The following is a 20,531-nucleotide window of genomic DNA, read 5'->3' on the forward strand; positions in this document are numbered from 1 at the left end:
CGCCGTTGACCTGGCTGACGCGGACGGTCGCCGGCGGCAGCAGCTTATCCCATCCCAACGCGGAAGCGTCTTCGCGGCAATATCCCGCCTGCTTGATCCTCTGCCAATACGCCTGGAACTGTGCGTTCTGCGAATTGACGGAAACCTGCTCCTGCTTCGCCTTGAACAGATGGATTTTCAGCGATGCGGGCTGCACCAGGGTCGCTTCCACCAGTTTGGCGTAGTGGTGCCGCTGCTGCCAGAGCGCCGCCTCGTCGGCCACTTCCTCACGCTGAGTCTTGATCCCGGCGCGTTGCACGGCCGCGATCGCCTCCGGCAACGGCAGCTCGGCCAACTGCTGACAGAACTGCGGATCCGGCCTTTCCTGCGTTGACTCCACCCAGTTCAGCAACAGCTGGACCGGGCTGTGCATCGCCTCCACCGGCCGCAACGTGTCGATCAACCCCAGGAAGGCGACCGCTTCCCCGGCCGATTGCAGCTGCTCGGCGATGGCATAGGCCAACACCCCGCCGGAAGAGTACCCCGCCAGATGGTATGGCCCCTGCGGCTGCACTTCGCGAATCAACGCCACGGCGCTGGCGGCCATATCGGACATGGTGGCCGGCTTCTCCTCCACCGCCGGCCACGGCACGGCGTAGACCGGGAAGGTCTCGTCGATCTCCTTGGCCAATTCAAACACGTAGGAGTGATCGCCAAAGCCGGTCGGGACGAAGAATAGCGGCGGCCGGCTGCCGCTGCTGCGAGCCGGCACCGCTTTGCGCAGCGGAGCCTCTGCGGTGCGACGATCTATCCGCTCGGCCAGCTCGGCCAATATCGGATGGTTGAAGGTCGCCTGTACCGGCAAGGTGATGCCTTGCTGACGTAGCTGGCTGGAAAGACGTACCGCCAGCAGCGAATGGCCACCGAGCTCGAAGAAATTGTCGTGGCGCCCTATCTGGCCAATCTCGAGCAGCTCGCACCATACCCGCGCCAGCGTCGTTTCGGTCTCCCCCTGAGGCGCCGCATACTCCCGAGTGCCGACTGCCGCGCGCTCCGGCTCCGGCAAGGCACGCCGATCCAGCTTGCCGTTGGCGGTCAACGGCAGCGCATCCAGCCAGACATAAGCCGACGGCACCATGTACTCCGGCAAACGTTCGCTCAGATAGGCCCGTAGCTGTCCCTGCAACGCGCTGCGGTCAACGTCGGCCGTCGGTACGATCCAGGCGACCAGGCGCGGATGATGTTCCGTCGAACAAACCTGCACCACCGCTTCCCGCACCCACGGGCTCGCCGCCAGCTGCACCTCAATCTCGCCCGGTTCGATGCGGAACCCGCGCAGCTTGATCTGCTGATCGCATCGCCCTTGGTATTCAAGACTGCCGTCCGGTAAATAACGCGCCAGATCGCCGGTGCGATACATGCGGCCGCCGCCGACCGGATTGAACGGATCGCTCAGGAAGCGCTGTGCCGTCAGTTCCGGTCGGTTCAGGTAGCCCAACGCCACCCCCACGCCGCCGATGTGCAATTCCCCCACCGCCCCCATCGGCACCGGGCGCCCGCGGGCGTCCAGCAAGTAAGCGCGGGTATTGCCGATCGGTTTCCCAATCGGCAAGCGCGCCTCCCCTTCAGCCCGCTCGATACGTGCCGTTGTCGCAAAGGTGGTGGTCTCCGTCGGCCCATAGGCATGGATCAGGTGCACCGGCCCCCGCTCTTGCAACAACCGCGCATAAGCGCCCGGATCCTCTTTCTCCCCTCCGCTAATCAGATATTTCAACTGCGCCAGTGCGCCACTGATGCTGTGCACATACTGATTGAACAGCGCAGTGGTCAAGAACAGCGTGGTGATGCGATGGCGTTGCAGTTCGGCCGCCAGACGTTCGGCCTCCATCATTACCTCCGGCACGATCACCACCAGCGCACCGCCATTCAACAGGGCGGCCCAAACCTCCATCGTGCTGGCATCAAATGCCGGATTGGCGGCAAAGGCGATGCGGTCGTCGGCGTCAAAGGCGGCGTAGCGGTTGTTGCGCACCAGACGCGTGATCCCCTGGTGCGGCGTCATGACGCCTTTCGGCGTACCGGTCGAGCCGGAGGTATACATGATGTAGGCCGTCGCGCCGCTCGACACGCGCAACGCCGGGTTACCGTTATGATCTTCAGCTTCGCGATCCTCGACCGTCAGCTGCGGGATCTCCTCGTCGCCGATGGCGTCCGTCAGCATCAGGCAGGCGCCGCTGTCATCGGCGATCCACGCCTGACGCGCGGCCGGCAGTTGCGGATCGATGGGCACATACGCCGCCCCGGCCTTGATTACCGCCAATTGGGCGCAGACCAGTTCGATGCTGCGCGCCAGCCGCACCGCGACCCGGTCGCCCGGTTGTACGCCGCGCTCAATCAGCCGATGCGCCAACCGGTTGGCGCGCGCATTCAACTGTGCGTAGCTGAGCCGTTGCGCATCCTGGATCAAAGCGATGGCCTGCGGCGTCAGCCGCGCCTGCTGTTCAAACAGTTCGTGCACGCAGGTATCCGCCGGGTAAGCTTCCGCCGTATGATTCCAGCGGCACAGCTGCAGCGCATACTCTTCATCCGGCATCACCTCCAGTTCACAGACCGGTGTCTGAGGCGCCTGCTCCAATGCCTGCGCCAATGCGCTCAACGCCTGCGCCATATAGCCACACACGCGCTGCGCTTCAATCGGCTGCCTGACCTGCGCCGTCAGGCCCAGCGAATCACCGCCGTCCTCGACCGACAGCACGAACGGATAGTTGGTGCGTTCCTGGCTATCGAGCAGCGTCACGCCGGTCGGCAATGCGGTATCCTCGCCGCTGTTATGCCGGTAGTTCAGCAGGGCACTGAACAGCGGCGTGCCCGCGGCGACGCCGCTGCAGCGCTGCGCCAACGCCAGCGGCGCATGCTCATGGGCCAGCAGCCCGCTCAGCCGGATGTGCGCCTGCAACACCGCCGATTCCGCGCCGACCTCGTTGACATCCAGCCGCAGCGGCAACGTATTGATAAACAATCCGAGCGCCCGTTCCGCCCCGTCTCCGGCCTGCATGCGGCCCAACAATACGGTGCCGAATACCACCTCATCGCGGCCGGTAGCGCGCGCCAACACCTGCGCCCAGGCCAGGTGGCACAGGCTGGCCAGGCTGACGCCCAGCCGCCGCGCCTGCCGCCGCAGCTGTTGGTTGAGCGCAGGCGGTAAAGCCAGGTGCGCCGTCGAGATATCCCGCCCTTCGCCATGCACGTCGCTCAGGCCGAACGGCAGCGACGGTTCATCGATATCCGCCAGCATAGTGCGGAAGAACCGTTCGTGTTCGGCCTTGCTGACGCCGAGCCTTGCCTGCGCCACCGCGTTGCGGAACGGCGGTGCCTTGGCCAGTTCGTCCCCGCGCCCGGCCAGGATCAGGTTGATCTCCTCCTGCATCACCGCCAAGGTCGAGTGGTCGCCGATCAGGTGATGCCATTGCTGGAGCACGCACCAACTGCCTTCTTCCCCCTGTGCGGCGACAAAGCTCAGCAACGGTGCGCGCGTCAGATCAGGCCGCACGCGGCGCGGATCAAACAACGCCGTCAGCCGCGAACCGATCTCGCCCTCTGCCGGATTGAGCCGCAGTTCTCGCAGCGACAACTGGGCCTTGCGCCACACCACCTGCACCGGTGATGACACGCCCTGCGTGATGAACGCGGTACGCAGAATATCATGGCGATCGATCACCTGCTGCATCGCCGCCAGCCAGGCGTCCAGGCGCGCACGGCTGTCGAAACGCAGCACCGCGGACAGCTGGTACGGGTCGCCCCGTTCCGCCAGCAGATGGTGGAACAAAATCCCCTCCTGCAGCGGCGACAAGGCGTAGATATCCTGTACGTTGGCCACGCCGCCCGGCACCTGCGCCACCACCGCGTCGATCTCCGGCTGACTCAGCGCCGCCAGCGGCAACATCTCCGGCGTAATGGCTACGCAGCCCGGCAGGATACCGTTGGCCGGCACGCTCACTTCCTGCTGCGTGACCAACGTCTGCGCCAGCGTTGACAGCGTCGGCGCGGTGAACAGCGTTTGCACCCCGGCGCTCAGCCCGACACGGCGCAGCTGCGCCATCAACTTCACCGCCAGCAGCGAGTGGCCGCCCAATTCGAAGAAGTTATCGTGGCGCCCGACCCGCTCAATGCCCAGCAGCTCGCGCCAGATCCCCGCCAGCAGCGTTTCCAGTTCGCCTTCAGGTTCGGCGTAAACCTCACGCACGTAGGCGTCCTCCTGCGGCTCAGGCAGCGCGCGCCGATCCAGTTTGCCGTTCGGCGTCAGCGGTAGCGTATCCAGCGCCACCCAGGCCGCCGGCAGCATAAACTCCGGCAACATCCCCGCCAGATACTGTCGCAGCGTCACCGCCAACGTCTGGCGATCCGCGTCAGCCTCCGGCACCACCCAGGCCACCAACCGCTTAGTGTCCGCTTCGCCGAGGACATCCACCACCGCTTCGCGCACCGCCGGGTGACCGGCCACTCGCGCCTCGATCTCACCGCATTCGATGCGGAAGCCGCGAATTTTCACCTGCCGATCGTTGCGTCCCAGGTAGTCGATATTGCCGTCCGCCAGATAGCGCGCCAGATCGCCGGTGCGATACATCCGCTCGCCTGGGTTAAACGGATCCGCCAGGAATCGCTCTGCCGTTAACTCTGCGCGGTTGAGATAACCCAGCGCCACCCCGGGGCCGGCGATGTAGATCTCGCCGGTCGCGCCGAGCGGCACCGGTTGCCCGTGCTCATCCAGCAGATAAATCCGGGTATTGCCGATCGGCCGCCCGATAGGCAAACGCTGCCATGGATCCACTCGCTCGATCGTGGCCGTCGTGGCGAACACCGTACACTCGGTCGGCCCATAAGCGTTGATCAGCCGTACCGGCCCAGCCTCTTTCAGCATGCGGGCAAAGGCGTGCGGATCCGCCGCTTCACCGCCGCTCAGCAGATATTTCAACTGCGCCAGCGTCGCGGCGATGCTATGGGCATATTGGTTAAACAACGAGGTGGTCAGGAACAAGACGTTAATCCCTTGCCGCACCAGCGCCGCCGCCAACGCCTCGGCTTCCGTCAACACTTCCGGCGCAATGATCGCCAGACTGGCGCCATTCAACAGGGCTCCCCACATTTCCAGCGTGCTGGCGTCAAACGCCGGATTGGCGGCGAAAGCGAAGCGATCGCCGCGTTCAAACGACGCAAAACGATTGTTGATCGCCAGCCGGAGGATGCCTTGGTGCGTCACCATGACGCCTTTAGGCGTACCGGTCGAGCCCGAGGTATACATGATGTAGGCCGGCGCGCCGCCGGCGCGAGGCACCGCCGGATCGTGGGTCGGATTCTGCCGCAGCCGATCGACACGCAGGCAGGCGATCTCGCCGGCTATCTCGCGGTCGATATCGCGATCGCACAGGATCAACGACGCCCCGCTGTCGCCGATGATCCACGCCTGCCGCGCAACGGGCAGGTGCGGATCGAGCGGCACATAAGCGGCCCCCGCCTTGAGGATCGCCAGCTGGGCGATGACCAGAGAAACGCTGCGTTCAAGCGACGTGGCCACGCGATCGCCCGGGCGCACGCCCTGTGCGATGAGTTGGTGCGCCAGTTGGTTGGCGTGGGCGTTCAATTGGGCGTAGCTCAGGCTGTCCCGATCGTTCACCACCGCAACGGCGTCCGGCGTGCGCTGCGCCCACTGTTCAAACAGGACGTGGGCACTGCTCTGCGCCGGATAAACTTCCGCGGTTCGGTTCCAGCCGTACAACAACAGTTCGCGCTCGGCAGCCGGCAGCAGATCGAGATGCGACGCAGGCTGCGTAGCATTTGTCGCCATCGCCCGCAGCACCTGCACCAGGTAAACGCCGTAACGTTCGGCGGTAGCGCGGTCGAACAGCGCCGTGGCGAAGTTCAGCGTACCGCTGATTTGCTCGTCGCGCTCCGCCAGATCGAGCGTCAAATCATACTTGGCGATCTGATAGCCCAACTCGGCACTCTCGGCCTGCAGCCCAGGCAGCGAGATATCGCGCACCGAGCCGTCCTGCCAGGCCAACATCACCTGGAACAGCGGGGTATAACCCAGGTGGCGCGGCGGATTGACCAGCTCCACCACCTGCTCGAACGGCAGATCGCGATTTTCCTGCGCCGTCAGCACCGTGTGGCGGATCCGCGCGATCAGCGTCGGCAGATCCGGATCGTCGCGAAGATCGATGCGCAGCGCCAGCGTGCTGACGAAGAAGCCGACCAACGATTCGGTTTCCAGCCGGCCACGGTTGGCCTCCGGCGTGCCGATCACCAGCTCCTGCTGCCCGGCCATGCGCGTCAGCACCAGGCTCCAGGCCGCCAGTACCGTCATGAACAGCGTGCCGCCATGCTGCCGGCTGAACTGCCGCAGCGCCTGCGTCAGCTCGGCGTCGATCGCGATCGGCACCTCCCCGCCGCTGAAAGACTGCACCGTCGGACGCGGCCGGTCGGTCGGCAGCGTCAGCAACGCCGGCGCATCGCTCAGCGTTTCGCGCCAGTATTGCGCCTGCGCCGCCAGCCGCTCCGGCGTCAGATAGCGACGCTGCCAGGCGGCGTAATCCGCGTATTGCAGCGTCAGCGACGGCAGCGGATCGGCATCGCCGCGACGCAAAGCGCCGTACAACGCCCCCAAATCACGCAGCAGAATGCCGGTCGACCAACCGTCGGAAATGATGTGATGACAGGTGAGCAGGAACAGGTGCTCCTCATCCGCCAGGCGGATCAGCGCGGCGCGCACCAGCGGCCCCTGCGTCAAATCAAAAGGCGCCTCCGTCAGGCGCTGCGCCAGTTGCCGCGCCTGGCTCTGAGCATCCTGCCGCCCACGCAGATCGTGAACCGTCAACGGCAGCGCGTCTGCCGGCAGAATGTGCGCCTGCGGCTGCCCCTCGACGGTGACAAACCGGCTGCGCAACGCTTCGTGGCGGGCATAGAGCGCATCCAGGCTCTGCCGCCAGGCGGGCAGATCCAGCTCGCCGCGCAGGCTCAGCGCCAGGGGAATATGGTAAGTTTCACTCAGGCCTTCCAACTGCGTCAGGAACCACAACCGCTGCTGAGCAAACGACAGCGGCAACGCGGCGCCGCGTGGCATAGCCTCGATCGGCGGCAGCGCCTCATCGGTTCTCCGCAGTTGCTGCGCCAATGCCAGCAGCGTCGGGTTGGCGAACAGGGTCTGCAACGGCAGCTGCCATTCCATCTGCTGCAGACGGTTGGTCAGACGTACCGCCAACAGCGAGTGGCCCCCCAGCTCGAAGAAGTTATCATGGCGCCCGACCCGCTCCACGTTCAGCAGCTCGCGCCAGATCGCCGCCAGCAGCGTTTCGTGTTCACCCTGCGGCGCTTCGTACGCAGCCTGGCTCTGCGCCCCCTGCGGCTCCGGCAACGCCCGCCGATCCAGTTTGCCATTCGGCGACAGCGGCAACGCCGCCACCACCACCCAGGCCGACGGCACCATATAGTCCGGCAGCGACGCGCTCACATGCTGCCGCAGCGCGCCCGCCAGCGTTTCTTCCGCTACGTCCGCGGCCGGCACCACCCACGCCACCAGCCGTTTGTCGTCGCCCACCGCCCGTGCATCCACCACCGCTTCGCGCACCGCCGGGTGCGTCGCCAGCGCCGCCTCTATCTCGCCGCATTCGATGCGGAAGCCGCGGATTTTTACCTGCTGATCGTTGCGCCCCAGGTACTCGATGTCGCCGTTCGCCAGATAACGCGCCACGTCGCCGGTGCGGTACATCCGCCCGCCCGGCGCGAACGGATCGGCAAGGAAACGTTCTGCCGTCAGTTCAGGCCGGTGCAGGTAGCCCCGCGCCACCTGCACCCCGCCGATATACAGCTCGCCCACCGCCCCCAGCGGCACCGGCTGCCCGCGCTCGTCCAGCAGGTAGATGCGCGTGTTGGCGATCGGCCGCCCGATCGGCACCGACACCCGGTCCGCCTCCCGCGAACAGTGCCAGGCGGTCACGTCCACCGCCGCCTCCGTCGGCCCATACAGGTTATGCAACTCCGCCTGCGGCAGCCGGCGGTAAAACTCCGCCACCAGCGTCGCCGGCAGCGCTTCCCCGCTGCACATCACCCGCACCACCTGCCCGCAGCGCGTCGCCGCCTGCCCGTCCGCCAGGAAGCTTTGCAGCATCGACGGCACGAAGTGCAGCGTGGTGACGCCGTACTGTTCGATCGCGCGGCTCAGGTAGTCCGGATCCTTGTGCCCTTCCGGCTTCGCCATCACCAGACGCGCGCCGACCATCAGCGGCCAGAAGAACTCCCACACCGAGACGTCGAAGCCGAACGGCGTTTTTTGCAGCACCGTGTCCGCCGCCGTCAGGCCGTAGGCCTCCTGCATCCACACCAGCCGGTTGACCACCCCGCGGTGTTCGTTCATCGCGCCCTTCGGTTTGCCGGTCGAGCCCGAGGTGTAAATCACGTACGCCAGGTGCGACGCCTGCGCGCGCGGTGCCGGGTTCTCGGCGCTCAGCGTCTCCGGCAACGCCGCCTCCAGCGCCAGCTGCGGCGTCGCAGGCTCGCCCAGCGCCGCCCGGCCGGCGGCGTCCGCCAGCAGCAGCACCGGGTCGGCATCCTGCAGGATGTACTGCAGGCGTTCGCCCGGATAGGCCGGATCGAGCGGCACATAGGCGCCGCCGGCCTTGAGGATGCCGAACAGCGCCGTCACCATGTTCAGGCCGCGTTCGGCGCACACCGCCACCCGGCTGTCCGGGCCGACGCCGCGCGCTATCAGCGCGTGCGCCAGCCGGTTGGCGCGGGCGTTCAGCTGGGCGTAGCTCAGGCTTTCCGCGCCGCTCACCAGCGCGGTGGCGTCCGGCGTGCGATGCACCTGCTGCTCGAACAGCGCCGCCAGCGTCTGATCCAGCGGGTAGTCACGCTCGGTGCGGTTCCAGCCATGCAGCAGCAGTTCGCGTTCCGTCTCCGGCACCACCGCCAGTGAACACACCGGCGTTTCCGGCGCCTGCTCCAGCGCTTGCGCCAGTGAGCTCAGCGCCTGCACCATATAGTCACACACCCGCTGGGCATCGACCGTCTCGGTCACCTGCGCCGTCAGGCCCAGCGAATCGCCGCCGTCCTCCACCGATAACACGAACGGATAGTTGGTGCGCTCTTCGGCGCTCAGCAAGCTGACACCTTCCGGCAACGCCACTGCTTCGCCGTTGTTGTGGCGATAGTTGAGCAAGGCGCTGAACAGCGGCGCCCCAGGGCTGACGCCGCTGCAGCGCTGCGCCAATGCCAGCGGCGTATGTTCATGCGCCAGCAGCCCGCTCAGCCGCACGTGCGCCTCTCTTGCCGCCGTCTCCACGCCTCGCCGATCGATGTCCAGACGCAGCGGCAACGTGTTGATAAACAACCCCAATGCCCGTTCCGCGCCTTCGCCTCCCTGCAGACGCCCCAGCAATACGGTGCCGAACACGACCGCGTCTCGCCCGCTGACGCTCGCCAGCACCTGCGCCCAGGCCAGGTGGCACAGGCTGGCCAGGCTGACGCCCAGCCGCCGCGCCTGTCGCCGCAACCGCAGGTTCAGCGCCGAAGAGAGTGCCTGGTAGCGGCAGGCGATTTGCCGCCCTTCGCCGTGCACGTCGCTCAGGCCGAACGGCAGCACCGGCTCGCTGATATCCGCCAGCATGTCGCGGAAGAAGCTTTCGTGCTCCGCCTCGCTGAGAGCCAGGCGCGCCTGCGCCACCGCATTGCGGAACGGCTGGGCAACGCCCAACTGTGCCCCACGGCCGGCGAGGATCTCGCCGATCTCTTGCTCCATGAAGGCCAGCGTGGAGTGATCGCCAATCAGATGATGCCACTGCTGCAAGGCGCACCAGCTGCCGTCCTCCTCCTGCGTGACGGTAAAGTTGAGCAGCGGCGCGCGGGTCAGATCCTGCCGCTGCTGCAACGGATCAAAGCTGGCCGCCAGCTGTTGCCAAATCGGGCCGTCAGCCGGATCGAAACGCCGCTCGCTCAGCGCCAGCTCAGCCTTGCGCCACACCACCTGCACCGGCGAGGACATGCCCTGCGTGATGAACGCAGTACGCAGAATGTCATGGCGATCGATCACCTGCTGCATCGCCGCCAGCCAGGCGTCCAGGCGCGCACGGCTGTCGAAACGCAGCACCGCGGACAACTGGTACGGGTCACCCCGTTCCGCCAGCAGATGGTGGAACAAAATCCCCTCCTGCAGCGGCGACAAGGCGTAGATGTCCTGTACGTTGGCCACGCCGCCCGGCACCTGCGCCACCACCGCGTCGATCTCCGGCTGGCTCAGCATCGCCAGCGGCAACATCTCCGGCGTAATGGAAGCCCCGCCCGGTAAAATCCGGTTTTCCGGTATGTCGACCTCACCTTGCGCGCTCATCGCCTGCGCCAGCGCCGACAGCGTCGGCGTTGAGAACAGCGTCTGCACGTTCGCTCCCCAACCGGCGCGCCGCAGCTGAGCCATCAACTTCACCGCCAGCAGCGAGTGCCCTCCTAGTTCGAAGAAGTTATCGTGGCGCCCGACCCGCTCCACGTTCAGCAGCTCGCGCCAGATCGCCGCCAGCAGCGTTTCGTGTTCACCCTGCGGCACTTCGTACGCTGCCTGGCTCTGCGCCCCCTGCGGCTCCGGCAACGCCCGACGATCCAGCTTGCCGTTCGGCGACAGCGGCAACGCCGCCACCACCACCCAGGCCGACGGCACCATATAGTCCGGCAGCGCCGCGCTCACATGCTGCCGCAGCGCGCCCGCCAGCGTTTCTTCCGCCACGTCCGCGGCCGGCACCACCCACGCCACCAGCCGTTTGTCGTCGCCCACCGCCCGTGCATCCACCACCGCTTCGCGCACCGCCGGGTGCGTCGCCAGCGCCGCCTCTATCTCGCCGCATTCGATGCGGAAGCCGCGGATTTTTACCTGCTGATCGTTGCGCCCCAGGTACTCGATGTCGCCGTTCGCCAGATAACGCGCCACGTCGCCGGTGCGGTACATCCGCCCGCCCGGCGCGAACGGATCGCTCAAGAAGCGCTCCGCCGTCAGTTCAGGCCGGTTCAGGTAGCCCCGCGCCACCTGCACCCCGCCGATATACAGCTCGCCCACCGCCCCCAGCGGCACCGGCTGCCCGCGCTCGTCCAGCAGGTAGATGCGCGTGTTGGCGATCGGCCGCCCGATCGGCACCGACGCCCGCTCCGCCTCCCGCGAACAGTGCCAGGCGGTCACGTCCACCGCCGCCTCCGTCGGCCCATACAGGTTATGCAACTCCGCCTGCGGCAGCCGGCGGTAAAACTCCGCCACCAGCGCCGCCGGCAGCGCTTCCCCGCTGCACATCACCCGCACCACCTGGCCGCAGCGCGTCGCCGCCTGCCCGTCCGCCAGGAAGCTTTGCAGCATCGACGGCACGAAGTGCAGCGTGGTGACGCCATACTGTTCGATGGCGCGGCTCAGGTAATCCGGATCCTTGTGCCCTTCCGGCTTCGCCATCACCAGACGCGCGCCGACCATCAGCGGCCAGAAGAACTCCCACACCGAGACGTCGAAGCCGAACGGCGTTTTTTGCAGCACCGTGTCCGCCGCCGTCAGGCCGTAGGCTTCCTGCATCCACACCAGCCGGTTGACCACCCCGCGGTGTTCGTTCATCGCGCCCTTCGGTTTACCGGTCGAGCCCGAGGTGTAAATCACGTACGCCAGGTGCGACGCCTGCGCGCGCGGTGCCGGGTTCTCGGCGCTCAGCGTCTCCGGCAACGCGGCCTCCAGCGCCAGCTGCGGCGTCACGGGTTCGCCCAGCGCCGCCCGGCCGGCGGCGTCCGCCAGCAGCAGCACCGGGTCGGCATCCTGCAGGATGTACTGCAGGCGTTCGCCCGGATAGGCTGGATCGAGCGGCACATAGGCGCCGCCGGCCTTGAGGATACCGAACAGCGCCGTCACCATGTTCAGGCCGCGTTCGGCGCACACCGCCACCCGGCTGTCCGGGCCGACGCCGCGCGCTATCAGCGCGTGCGCCAGCCGGTTGGCGCGGGCGTTCAGCTGGGCGTAGCTCAGGCTTTCCGCGCCGCTCACCAGCGCGGTGGCGTCCGGCGTGCGGCGCACCTGCTGCTCGAACAGCGCCGCCAGCGTCTGATCCAGCGGATAGTCACGCTCGGTGCGGTTCCAGCCATGCAGCAGATGCTCCCGTTCGGCGGGCGGCAACAAATCGATATGGGATACTGACCGTGGGCTATTCAGCGTCATCGCCCGCAGCGCCTGTACCAGGTAAACGCCGTAGCGTTCGGCGGTGGCGCGATCGAACAATGCCGTGGCGAAGTTCAGCGTACCGCTGATGCCTTCGCCGGTATCGGCCAGATCGAGCGTCAGATCAAACTTCGCCGCGCTGTATTCCAGCCCGGCCAGCTCGGCCTGCAGCCCAGGCAGCGGAATATCGCGCACCGAGCCGTCCTGCCAGGCCAACATCACCTGGAACAGCGGGGTATAGCCCAGGTGGCGCGGCGGATTGACCAGCTCCACCACCTGCTCGAACGGCAGATCGCGATTTTCCTGCGCCGTCAGCACCGTGTGGCGGATCCGCGCGATCAGCGTCGGCAGATCCGGATCGTCGCGAAGATCGATGCGCAGCGCCAGCGTGCTGACGAAGAAGCCGACCAGCGATTCGGTTTCCAGCCGGCCACGGTTGGCCTCCGGCGTGCCGATCACCAGCTCCTGCTGCCCGGCCATGCGCGCCAGCACCAGGCTCCAGGCCGCCAGCACCGTCATGAACAGCGTGCCGCCATGCTGCCGGCTGAACTGCCGCAGCGCCTGCGTCAACTCGGCGTCGATCGCGATCGGCACCTCCCCGCCGCTGAAAGACTGCACCGTCGGACGCGGCCGGTCGGTCGGCAGCGTCAGCAGCGCCGGCGCACCGCTCAGCGTTTCGCGCCAGTATTGCGCCTGCGCCGCCAACCGCTCCGGCGTCAGATAGCGACGCTGCCAGGCGGCGTAATCCGGGTATTGCAGCGTCAGCGGCGGCAGCGGATCGGCATCGCCGCGACGCAAAGCACCGTACAACGCCCCCAGTTCACGCAGCAGAATGCCGGTCGACCAACCGTCGGAGACGATGTGATGACAGGTGAGCAGGAACAGGTGCTCCTCATCCGCCAGGCGGATCAGCGCGGCGCGCACCAGCGGCCCCTGCGTCAAATCAAACGGTTGAGTGGCCGCCTGACGGCACAGCGTGTCGGCTTGCGCGGGGTGACGTCGCAGATCGTGGAACGCAAGCGGCAGCCCGTTTGCCGGCAAAATCTGCACCTGTGGCCGATCTTCCCGGGTGATGAACCGGCTACGCAGCGATTCGTGACGCGCATAGAGCGCATCCAGACTATGTTGCAGCGCCTGCCGGTCCAACCGGCCGTGCAGCCGCAGCGCCAGAGGGATATGGTAGGTTTCGCTCATCCCTTCCAACTGGGTCAGGAACCACAGGCGTTGCTGGGCGAACGACAGGGGCAATTCGCCGTCGCGCGCCACCGGCAGTATCGGCTGCGGTTCCTGAGCCGGCGCAACTTCCAGCGCCTGCGCCAGCACGTGCAGTACCGGGCTGGCGAACAGCGCCTGCAACGGTAACTGCCATCCGGCCTGTTGCACGCGGTTAGCCAGGCGCACCGCCATCAGCGAATGCCCGCCCAGTTCGAAGAAGTGGTCATAGCGACCGACGCGCTCTACGCCCAGCAGCTCGCGCCAGATAGCCGCCAGCAGGTTTTCCGCCTCGCCCTGCGGCGGCGCATAGGCTTCACGCACATAGGCGTCGACCTGCGGCACCGGCAGAGCCCGCTTGTCCAATTTGCCGTTGCCGGTCAGCGGCAACGCCTCCAGCCAAACGTAAGCCACCGGCACCATATAATCCGGCAGCCGCGCCTGCAGATGCTGACGCAGCCCGGTCGCCAGCGTAGCGCGTTCGGCTTCCGGTGCCGGAACCACCCACGCCACCAGTCGCTTGCCCCCGTCGCCATCGTCAATCGCGTCCACGGCTACGCTGCGCACGCGCGGATCGGTACTCAGCTGAGCCTCCACCTCGCCGCATTCGATACGGAAACCGCGGATTTTTACCTGCTGGTCATTGCGCCCCAGGTATTCGATATCGCCACCCGGCAGATAGCGCGCCAGATCGCCGGTACGATACATGCGCGCACCCGGCGCCCGGTTGAAAGGATCATCGAGAAAACGTTCCGCCGTCAATTCGGGCCGGTTCAGGTAACCCCGCGCCACCCCTTCGCCGCCGACGTACAGTTCGCCGATCGCCCCCATTGGCACCGGTTCGCCGTCGGCGCCCAGCAGATACAAGCGCAAATCCGGGATGCGGCTGCCGATCGGACTGGTGGTGATCGCCGTATCCTGCGCCGACAGCGGTCGATAAGTCACATGCACCGTGGTCTCGGTGATACCGTACATGTTGATCAACCGTGTCTGCCGGTTCTCTGGACGAGCAAACCACGGCGCAAGATCGCAAGGCTTCAGCATTTCGCCACCGAACACGATCTCGCGTAGCTGCTGGCGCGCTTCGCTGTGCGCCTGAGCCTGGATAAAGGCTTTGAAGGCGCTCGGCGTCTGGTTCAATACCGTGATGCCGCTGCGGCAGACGAAATGATAAAAATCCGGCGCCGAGCGGGCGATCGCCTGCGGTACGATGAACAGCTGGCCGCCATACAGCCAGGCGCCCCAGATCTCCCAGACCGAGAAGTCGAAGGCGAATGAGTGGAACAGGCACCACCTGTCGGCGGCGCTGAAGTTGAACCAGGCGTTCGTCGCGCTGAACAACCGCGCGACCTGCCGGTGCTCCACCATCACCCCTTTGGGTTTGCCGGTCGAGCCGGAGGTATAAATCACATATGCCAGGTGCGCCGGGCGCACCCCGACGTCCTGCAGATCGTCGCTTTCTCCCCTCAGTGGCTGTTCCAGCGCCAGCACCGGCACCTCGCAGTCACCCAGCGCTTGTCGGCCGAGCTCATCCGCCAACAGCAGCACCGGCGCTGAGTCCGCCAGGATGTACTGTAGCCGCTCGCCGCTATAGGCGGGATCCAGCGGCACGTAGGCGCCGCCGGCTTTGAGGATCCCCAGCAGCCCGACCAGCATCGGCAGCCCGCGCCCGGCACACAGCGCCACCAAGCTGTCCGGCTGCACGCCAAGCTGTACCAGCCGATGGGCCCAACGGTTCGCCTGGGTATTCAATTCCGCGTAGGTCAGGCTGTCATCGCCATACGTCACCGCGATCGCCTCCGGCGTCCGTTTAACCTGTGCTTCGAACAACCGGTGCAGACAGGCCGTCGGCGAATGTGAAGCGACGGTGTGGTTGAGGCCCTGCAGCAACTGCGCGCGTTCTTCCTCGGAAACCAGACTGAGTTCGCCGACGGTGCGACGATGAGAACCCGCCCTCACCGCGTCGTTGAGCAGCATCAGCAGATGTTGCGTCGCCCGCAACATCTGCTCGTCAGCCACGGAGGCGGCGTCGTAGACCCAACGGAAAGCGCCGTCAGCCTTGCAGATTTGCAATACCGCGCGCGAGCCGGAAGCCATGATGGCGGCAACCCCCTCGTCTTCAGGCTGCAACCCCTGCGCCGAGCGCCGGCTGACGATCGATACCGCCGTCGGCCAAGTCTGAGACGCTCGCAGGTCCGCATCGCGCGTCAGCAACGCGGGATGATAATCGGCATGAGCGCGCAGCTGGCTATATTCCTGTTCCAGCGCGGCCAACGCCTGCTGGAAATTGCCGGTGTGATCAACAGAGACCTGCAGCGGCAGCACGCGCGCGCTCAGGTGAGCCCAACGCCCCCAATTCCGATCGTCCGGGGTGATCCACCCCAGCTGAAAATCGGTTTCATTGCACATGCGCGCCAGATAAAGGGTTGCTGCCGCCAGCACCTGCTCGCCGGCAATTTTTTCCAGGCGCTGCCAGGCCGTCGCCTGCCAGCGTGCGGGAAGATCCGCCTGGCGGCCAGGCCCCGGCGGGAACGGCGCCGGATAATAACGCGTCAGGCGCGGTTGCCAAAAAGCGGCGCTATCGGCGCTGGCGCCATACGCCGCGCCTAACAGCGAGGCTTCGGCAGCGTTAATCGTCGGCAAGACCGAGCCGACAGACAGGCCGCAGGCCTGCGCCAGCGCATCGCCTGGCTGAGCCGAGCCGTCGGCGCGCAAGAACGGCCCGACGCGCACCACGCCGGGGTTCGCGGCAATTACCCAGCCGTCGGCCTCGACGTGCAGCAGGGTACCGGGTTCGGCCTGCCGCTCATCGCTCACCGCCTGCAGCGCCGTCACGCCCAACACGCGCTCCGCCAGCAGCATCTTCGCCGCGCATCCCGCGCCATGGCTCAGCGAGCTCACCAGGCGCTGCAGCGCCTCAGCCGGGCGATCCCAACGAATGATGCCGCCGGCAGGCGGTTGCCGACGGTTGGTGTAAAAGCTGCCGCCGGCCTCGGCATCCGCCAGCGCCGCCACTTGCCGATCCAACGCCTCGATCGTCCCCGCCGTTGATGCGTTCAGCGCCCGTAAAATAAACTGGAAACGGCGCTGCAAAACATCCAGATCGCCTAATGAATTTGCATAATCGGCGTCAGAAAAAGTGACGTCCAGCTCATTCGCCTGCTGGTCTTCATACAGCATAATCTGTAGATCGCCGGACGGAATATTCCCGCCATAATACCAACGGGTGCGGCATCCCCAGAAAGGATCGCCGTGGTCGAAAGAAACAATGTTAATTGAAGGGCCAAACCAGGCGGAATCCGTCGCGCCATTGTCACGCCGAATATCCTCCCCACGATATAATTGATGACGAACCACTTTTGCTATTTCGGCTGCGACCTTTTGGATAAATTCGGCCAGACTCAGCTGGGGTTCAACCTTGATAATCAAAGGGACAACGTTAGAGGTCATACCAATACTGTTTCGTTCTCTCGTTCCGGTCACCGGCATGCTGAAATTAAGATATTCACTGCCGGTCAGGCTGTAGAAACATAATGCTACGGCGGCGGCCAATATATGTGCGCGGTGTACGCCGATATTGTCAGCTTGTTGCTGCAGCTGATCCAATGCCTCTTTTTCCAGCAGCTGCGTGTTGCGGTTCATCGCGGCGTCCGGGGTCAATATGGCTCTACGCGACAAACTCTGCGGCGCAGCGGCAGTATATTCCCGCCAAAAAGCCTGATCGGAAGAAAAGCGTGAGGAGTCGCGGTATTTGATGTCGTTTTCATAAAGCAGAGAGAAATTGCAGTTGGCGAATTCAGGGATGACGCCGCCGGACGCCAGCGCGTTATAGTAAGCCGCGATGCGCCGCATCACTTCCTCGGCACTGCGGCCGTCGGTGATCATATGGTGGAAACGCCGATAGAGGACATAGCGCTGCGGAGCGAGCGTAATCACATAAAAACTAAAAGGTTCCTCTCCCGTGGCGCGGCGCGGCAGCGCCGCATCCGCCACCATCCAGCGTCTGGCCGCCTGCAGGGGATCGGGTTCCTTACTGAGATCGAGTGTGAACAGCGGCTCATGTGTGCGTGGCGCGCGGTATTGATAAAGCTCACCGTCTTTTTCCACAAAATGCGCTTGCAGAGCCGGCGTTTCTTCGACGATAGCATCGATGGCTTGCCGCAGCAGCTTAACGTCGAGAGGCCCGTCAACCTGCCCATAGCCCCAGATATTGAACGACAACTCTTTGGAAATATTTTCCCCCAGCCAGAGTTCACGCTGGGCGATAGTCATTTCATGCAGTTCGACTTTCTCCGCCGCGGCCTGAGCACCCGTACGGAGTTCCCCACTCTTCACATCAGTTTGTTTGTTCATAATATTCTCTAGCACGTTTTCATTACGTTAATGAAAGGGACCGTCCGGATTTAGGCAAAGCCTGGCCGTCCGACAGTTCAGGTCAGAATAAAAAAACCGTAGAAAAGTTGGGTCTCCCCCCAACTAAGAAAGGATGAAATGGTTAATCCAGAGGTTCCCCCTGTGCCTCAATTTGTTGAGCTGTGAAGTATAGGAGAGGATATTTTTTTTGGCGAAATGTGCGAAAGGGAATAAATGACCATTTTATTTCCCCGATATTACTCAGGGATGACGAGCGTATTCCGCTTGTATTAATCTGAGATAATTAGAGAGGAACTCATATTTTTTTGTATTATTCACCGCAGTTAATGTGCAGCAATGCTTACGATAAGAGCCTCTCCATATCAATAAGTTATACTTTATTGTTTTTATGATAATAATTTATTATTTAATTAATTCATTGGCATTTAAAATGAACGGCAATTTTGCTCGCGGCGCATCTATCGTTTTTTGTTATAACGATGGGAAAAATTATGCTGAAAAATTTCTTCGTTTTTTCGGGCGTCAATCAACGGCATCGTTCCCAATGCCAGACAACGTAAAACGGGGCGGCAGAGCCCGCCCCGAGAGGTCTTACCACATCAGCCGGCCGATCAGCGGCGCGGCCACCACCGTGATAATGCCGGCCAACATCATCACCAGGCTCGACACCACGCCCTCCTGCGGCCCCAGTTCATAAGCGCGGGCGGTGCCGGCACCGTGCGACGAGGCGCCAAATCCGGCCCCCTTCGCCAGGCGACTGCGCACCGCCAGCCGCAGAAACAGAATGTCGCCCACCGCCATGCCGAACACCCCGGTGATCACCACGAACAGCGCCACCAGATCCGGCTGCCCGCCCATCTGTTTGGCGGCCTCCAGCGCGAACGGCGTGGTAATCGAACGCACCGCCAGGCTGCGCTGCACCTCTTCCGGTAGCGTCAGCAGGCGCGCCAGCCACACCGAGCTGTACACCGCCACCAGCACCGCCGTCGTTACCCCGGCGGTCAGCGACAGCCAGTGGCGGCGGATGATGTGCAAATTCTCGTACACCGGCACCGCAAAGGCGATGGTCGCCGGCCCCAGCAGCCACAGCAGCCAGTGGGTTTCGCCGATATAGTCCTGATAGGAGATGTGGGTGACCACCAGCAGCAGCACCAGGATCATCGGCGTCAGCACCAGCGGCATCAGCAGTAACGTGCGGCGGCGGCGGTACAGCTTCTTGTTGGCGAAGTAGAGCGCCAGCGTCGCCAGGAAGCAGGCCAGGCTGAGGATAAAATCATTCATGGCGCTGCTTCCGCCGCTGCAGCCAAATCTCCAGCCTATACACCCTGTCCACCACCAGCCCGGTAGCGCCCAGCGTCAGCATGGTGCTGACCGCGATCACCAGAAAGATCTTCCAGCCCTCGACCATCAGCAACTGAGCATAGTTGACCACCGCCACCACCGCCGGCACGAAGAACAGCAGCATTTCCGCCAGCAGCCAGCGGGAACCGGCCTTGACCCAGCTCAGCGGCAGAATGCGCAGCAGGATCAGCGCCAGCAGCATCAGCATGCCGACGATATTGGCGGGGAGCGGCAGGTGGAATTGTTGCACCAGGCGATCGGCGATCAGGAACAGCGCCGCATACAACGCCACCTGAATCGGCACCTGCAAACGGGTCAGCAGGGAGGGGGCAACGCGGCGTAACGCCAGAGACATGAAAGATGACCTCAAACAATAAATTGACGGCCTACAGTATACGCAGCCGGGAAACCACGCCTGAAATGAATTAAAATTATCGACATCATGCCGGCTGGGAATAGTTTCCCGCCGGTAGCGCCCTCAAGGAGGCCCCTAACGTGGATGTCCGCACCCTGCGCTACTTCGTTGAAGTGGTGCGCCAGCAAAGCTTCACCCGCGCCGCGGAAAAACTGTTCGTCACCCAGCCCACCATCAGCAAGATGCTGCGGCATCTGGAAGAGGAGCTGGAATGCACGCTGCTGATCCGCGAAGGCCGCAAGCTGCGCCTGACCGACAGCGGCCAGGCGGTGTATCAGCGCGGCCTGACGATCCTCGACGAATTCCGCCAGTTGGAGGCGGAGCTGGAAGACATCAGCTCGGTGAAAAAGGGCGTGCTGCGGCTGGGCATTCCGCCGATGGTGGGCAGGCAGATCGCCGATCTGATCCGCCGCTTTCGCCAGACCTATCCCGGCATCGAATTGAAAATTTCCGAGCTGGGCGGGCTGTCGGTCGAACAGGCGGTGATGTCCGGCGAACTGGATCTGGCGATGACGGTGCTGCCCTTCGATTCGGAACAGCCGCTGACCTTTCTGCCGCTGCTGGGCCACCCGATGTGCGTGGTGGCGCCGCGCACGCCGCAGTGGCTCAACCGCACCCGCATCAATATCGCCGAATTGGCCGACAGCCCGATCCTGATTTATAACGAAGACTTTGCGCTGTACAAGATGCTGATGAAGGCGTTTCGCCAGGCCGGTTTTGAACCGCAAATCGCGGTGCGCAGCGGCCAATGGGACTTTCTCGCCTCGATGGTGCAGGCCGGCGTGGGCATCGCCATGCTGCCGGAGCCGGTCTGCCGCTGGCTGGACAAGGAAAACCTGGTCTGGCTGCCGCTGGAGCCACGCATGGAGTGGAAAATCGGCCTGATCTGGCGCCAGGGCAGCTACCTGTCGCACAGCGCGCAGGCCTGGATCGCCTGCTGCCGCGACTACTGGCCGCCGCTCAAGTAGCCAAAAAACAAGGGCCGCACAG

At 64.6% G+C, this 20,531-nt stretch carries 3 protein-coding genes and 1 pseudogene; 1 reads left to right on the plus strand and 3 read right to left on the minus strand.

Annotated elements, in window-relative coordinates; genetic code table 11:
- Positions 1 to 37: 37 nt before the first annotated feature.
- The 3 genes and pseudogenes from SSARUM_RS21465 to SSARUM_RS21475 all read right to left on the minus strand — a co-directional run.
- Positions 38 to 17,623, minus strand: a pseudogene (locus tag SSARUM_RS21465) (amino acid adenylation domain-containing protein); the annotation flags it as partial.
- 753 nt (positions 17,624 to 18,376) lie between these two features.
- The gene (locus SSARUM_RS21470; protein ID WP_004936833.1) at positions 18,377 to 19,066 is read right to left on the minus strand and encodes an LrgB family protein; all 690 of its coding nucleotides are present in this window, start codon (positions 19,064 to 19,066) and stop codon (positions 18,377 to 18,379) included.
- Entirely contained in the window at positions 19,059 to 19,481 is a 423-nt protein-coding gene (locus SSARUM_RS21475) for a CidA/LrgA family protein (protein WP_004936830.1), read from the minus strand. Before SSARUM_RS21475 ends, SSARUM_RS21470 begins: the two co-directional genes overlap by 8 nt.
- 140 nt (positions 19,482 to 19,621) lie before the next feature.
- Between SSARUM_RS21475 and SSARUM_RS21480 the strand changes: the two genes are divergently transcribed.
- Positions 19,622 to 20,509: a LysR family transcriptional regulator gene (locus SSARUM_RS21480; protein ID WP_025304429.1), complete on the plus strand. Its 888-nt coding sequence runs from the start codon at positions 19,622 to 19,624 to the stop codon at positions 20,507 to 20,509.
- Positions 20,510 to 20,531: the final 22 nt, after the last annotated feature.

Origin of the sequence: Serratia sarumanii (assembly GCF_029962605.1) — a bacterium.
Lineage (GTDB): Bacteria > Pseudomonadota > Gammaproteobacteria > Enterobacterales > Enterobacteriaceae > Serratia > Serratia sarumanii.

Excerpts from the sequence above, each read along its gene's own strand:
- SSARUM_RS21470 (WP_004936833.1), bottom strand. The coding sequence starts at position 19,066 with ATGAATGATTTTATCCTCAGCCTGGCCTGCTTCCTGGCGACGCTGGCG.
- SSARUM_RS21475 (WP_004936830.1), bottom strand. The coding sequence starts at position 19,481 with ATGTCTCTGGCGTTACGCCGCGTTGCCCCCTCCCTGCTGACCCGTTTG.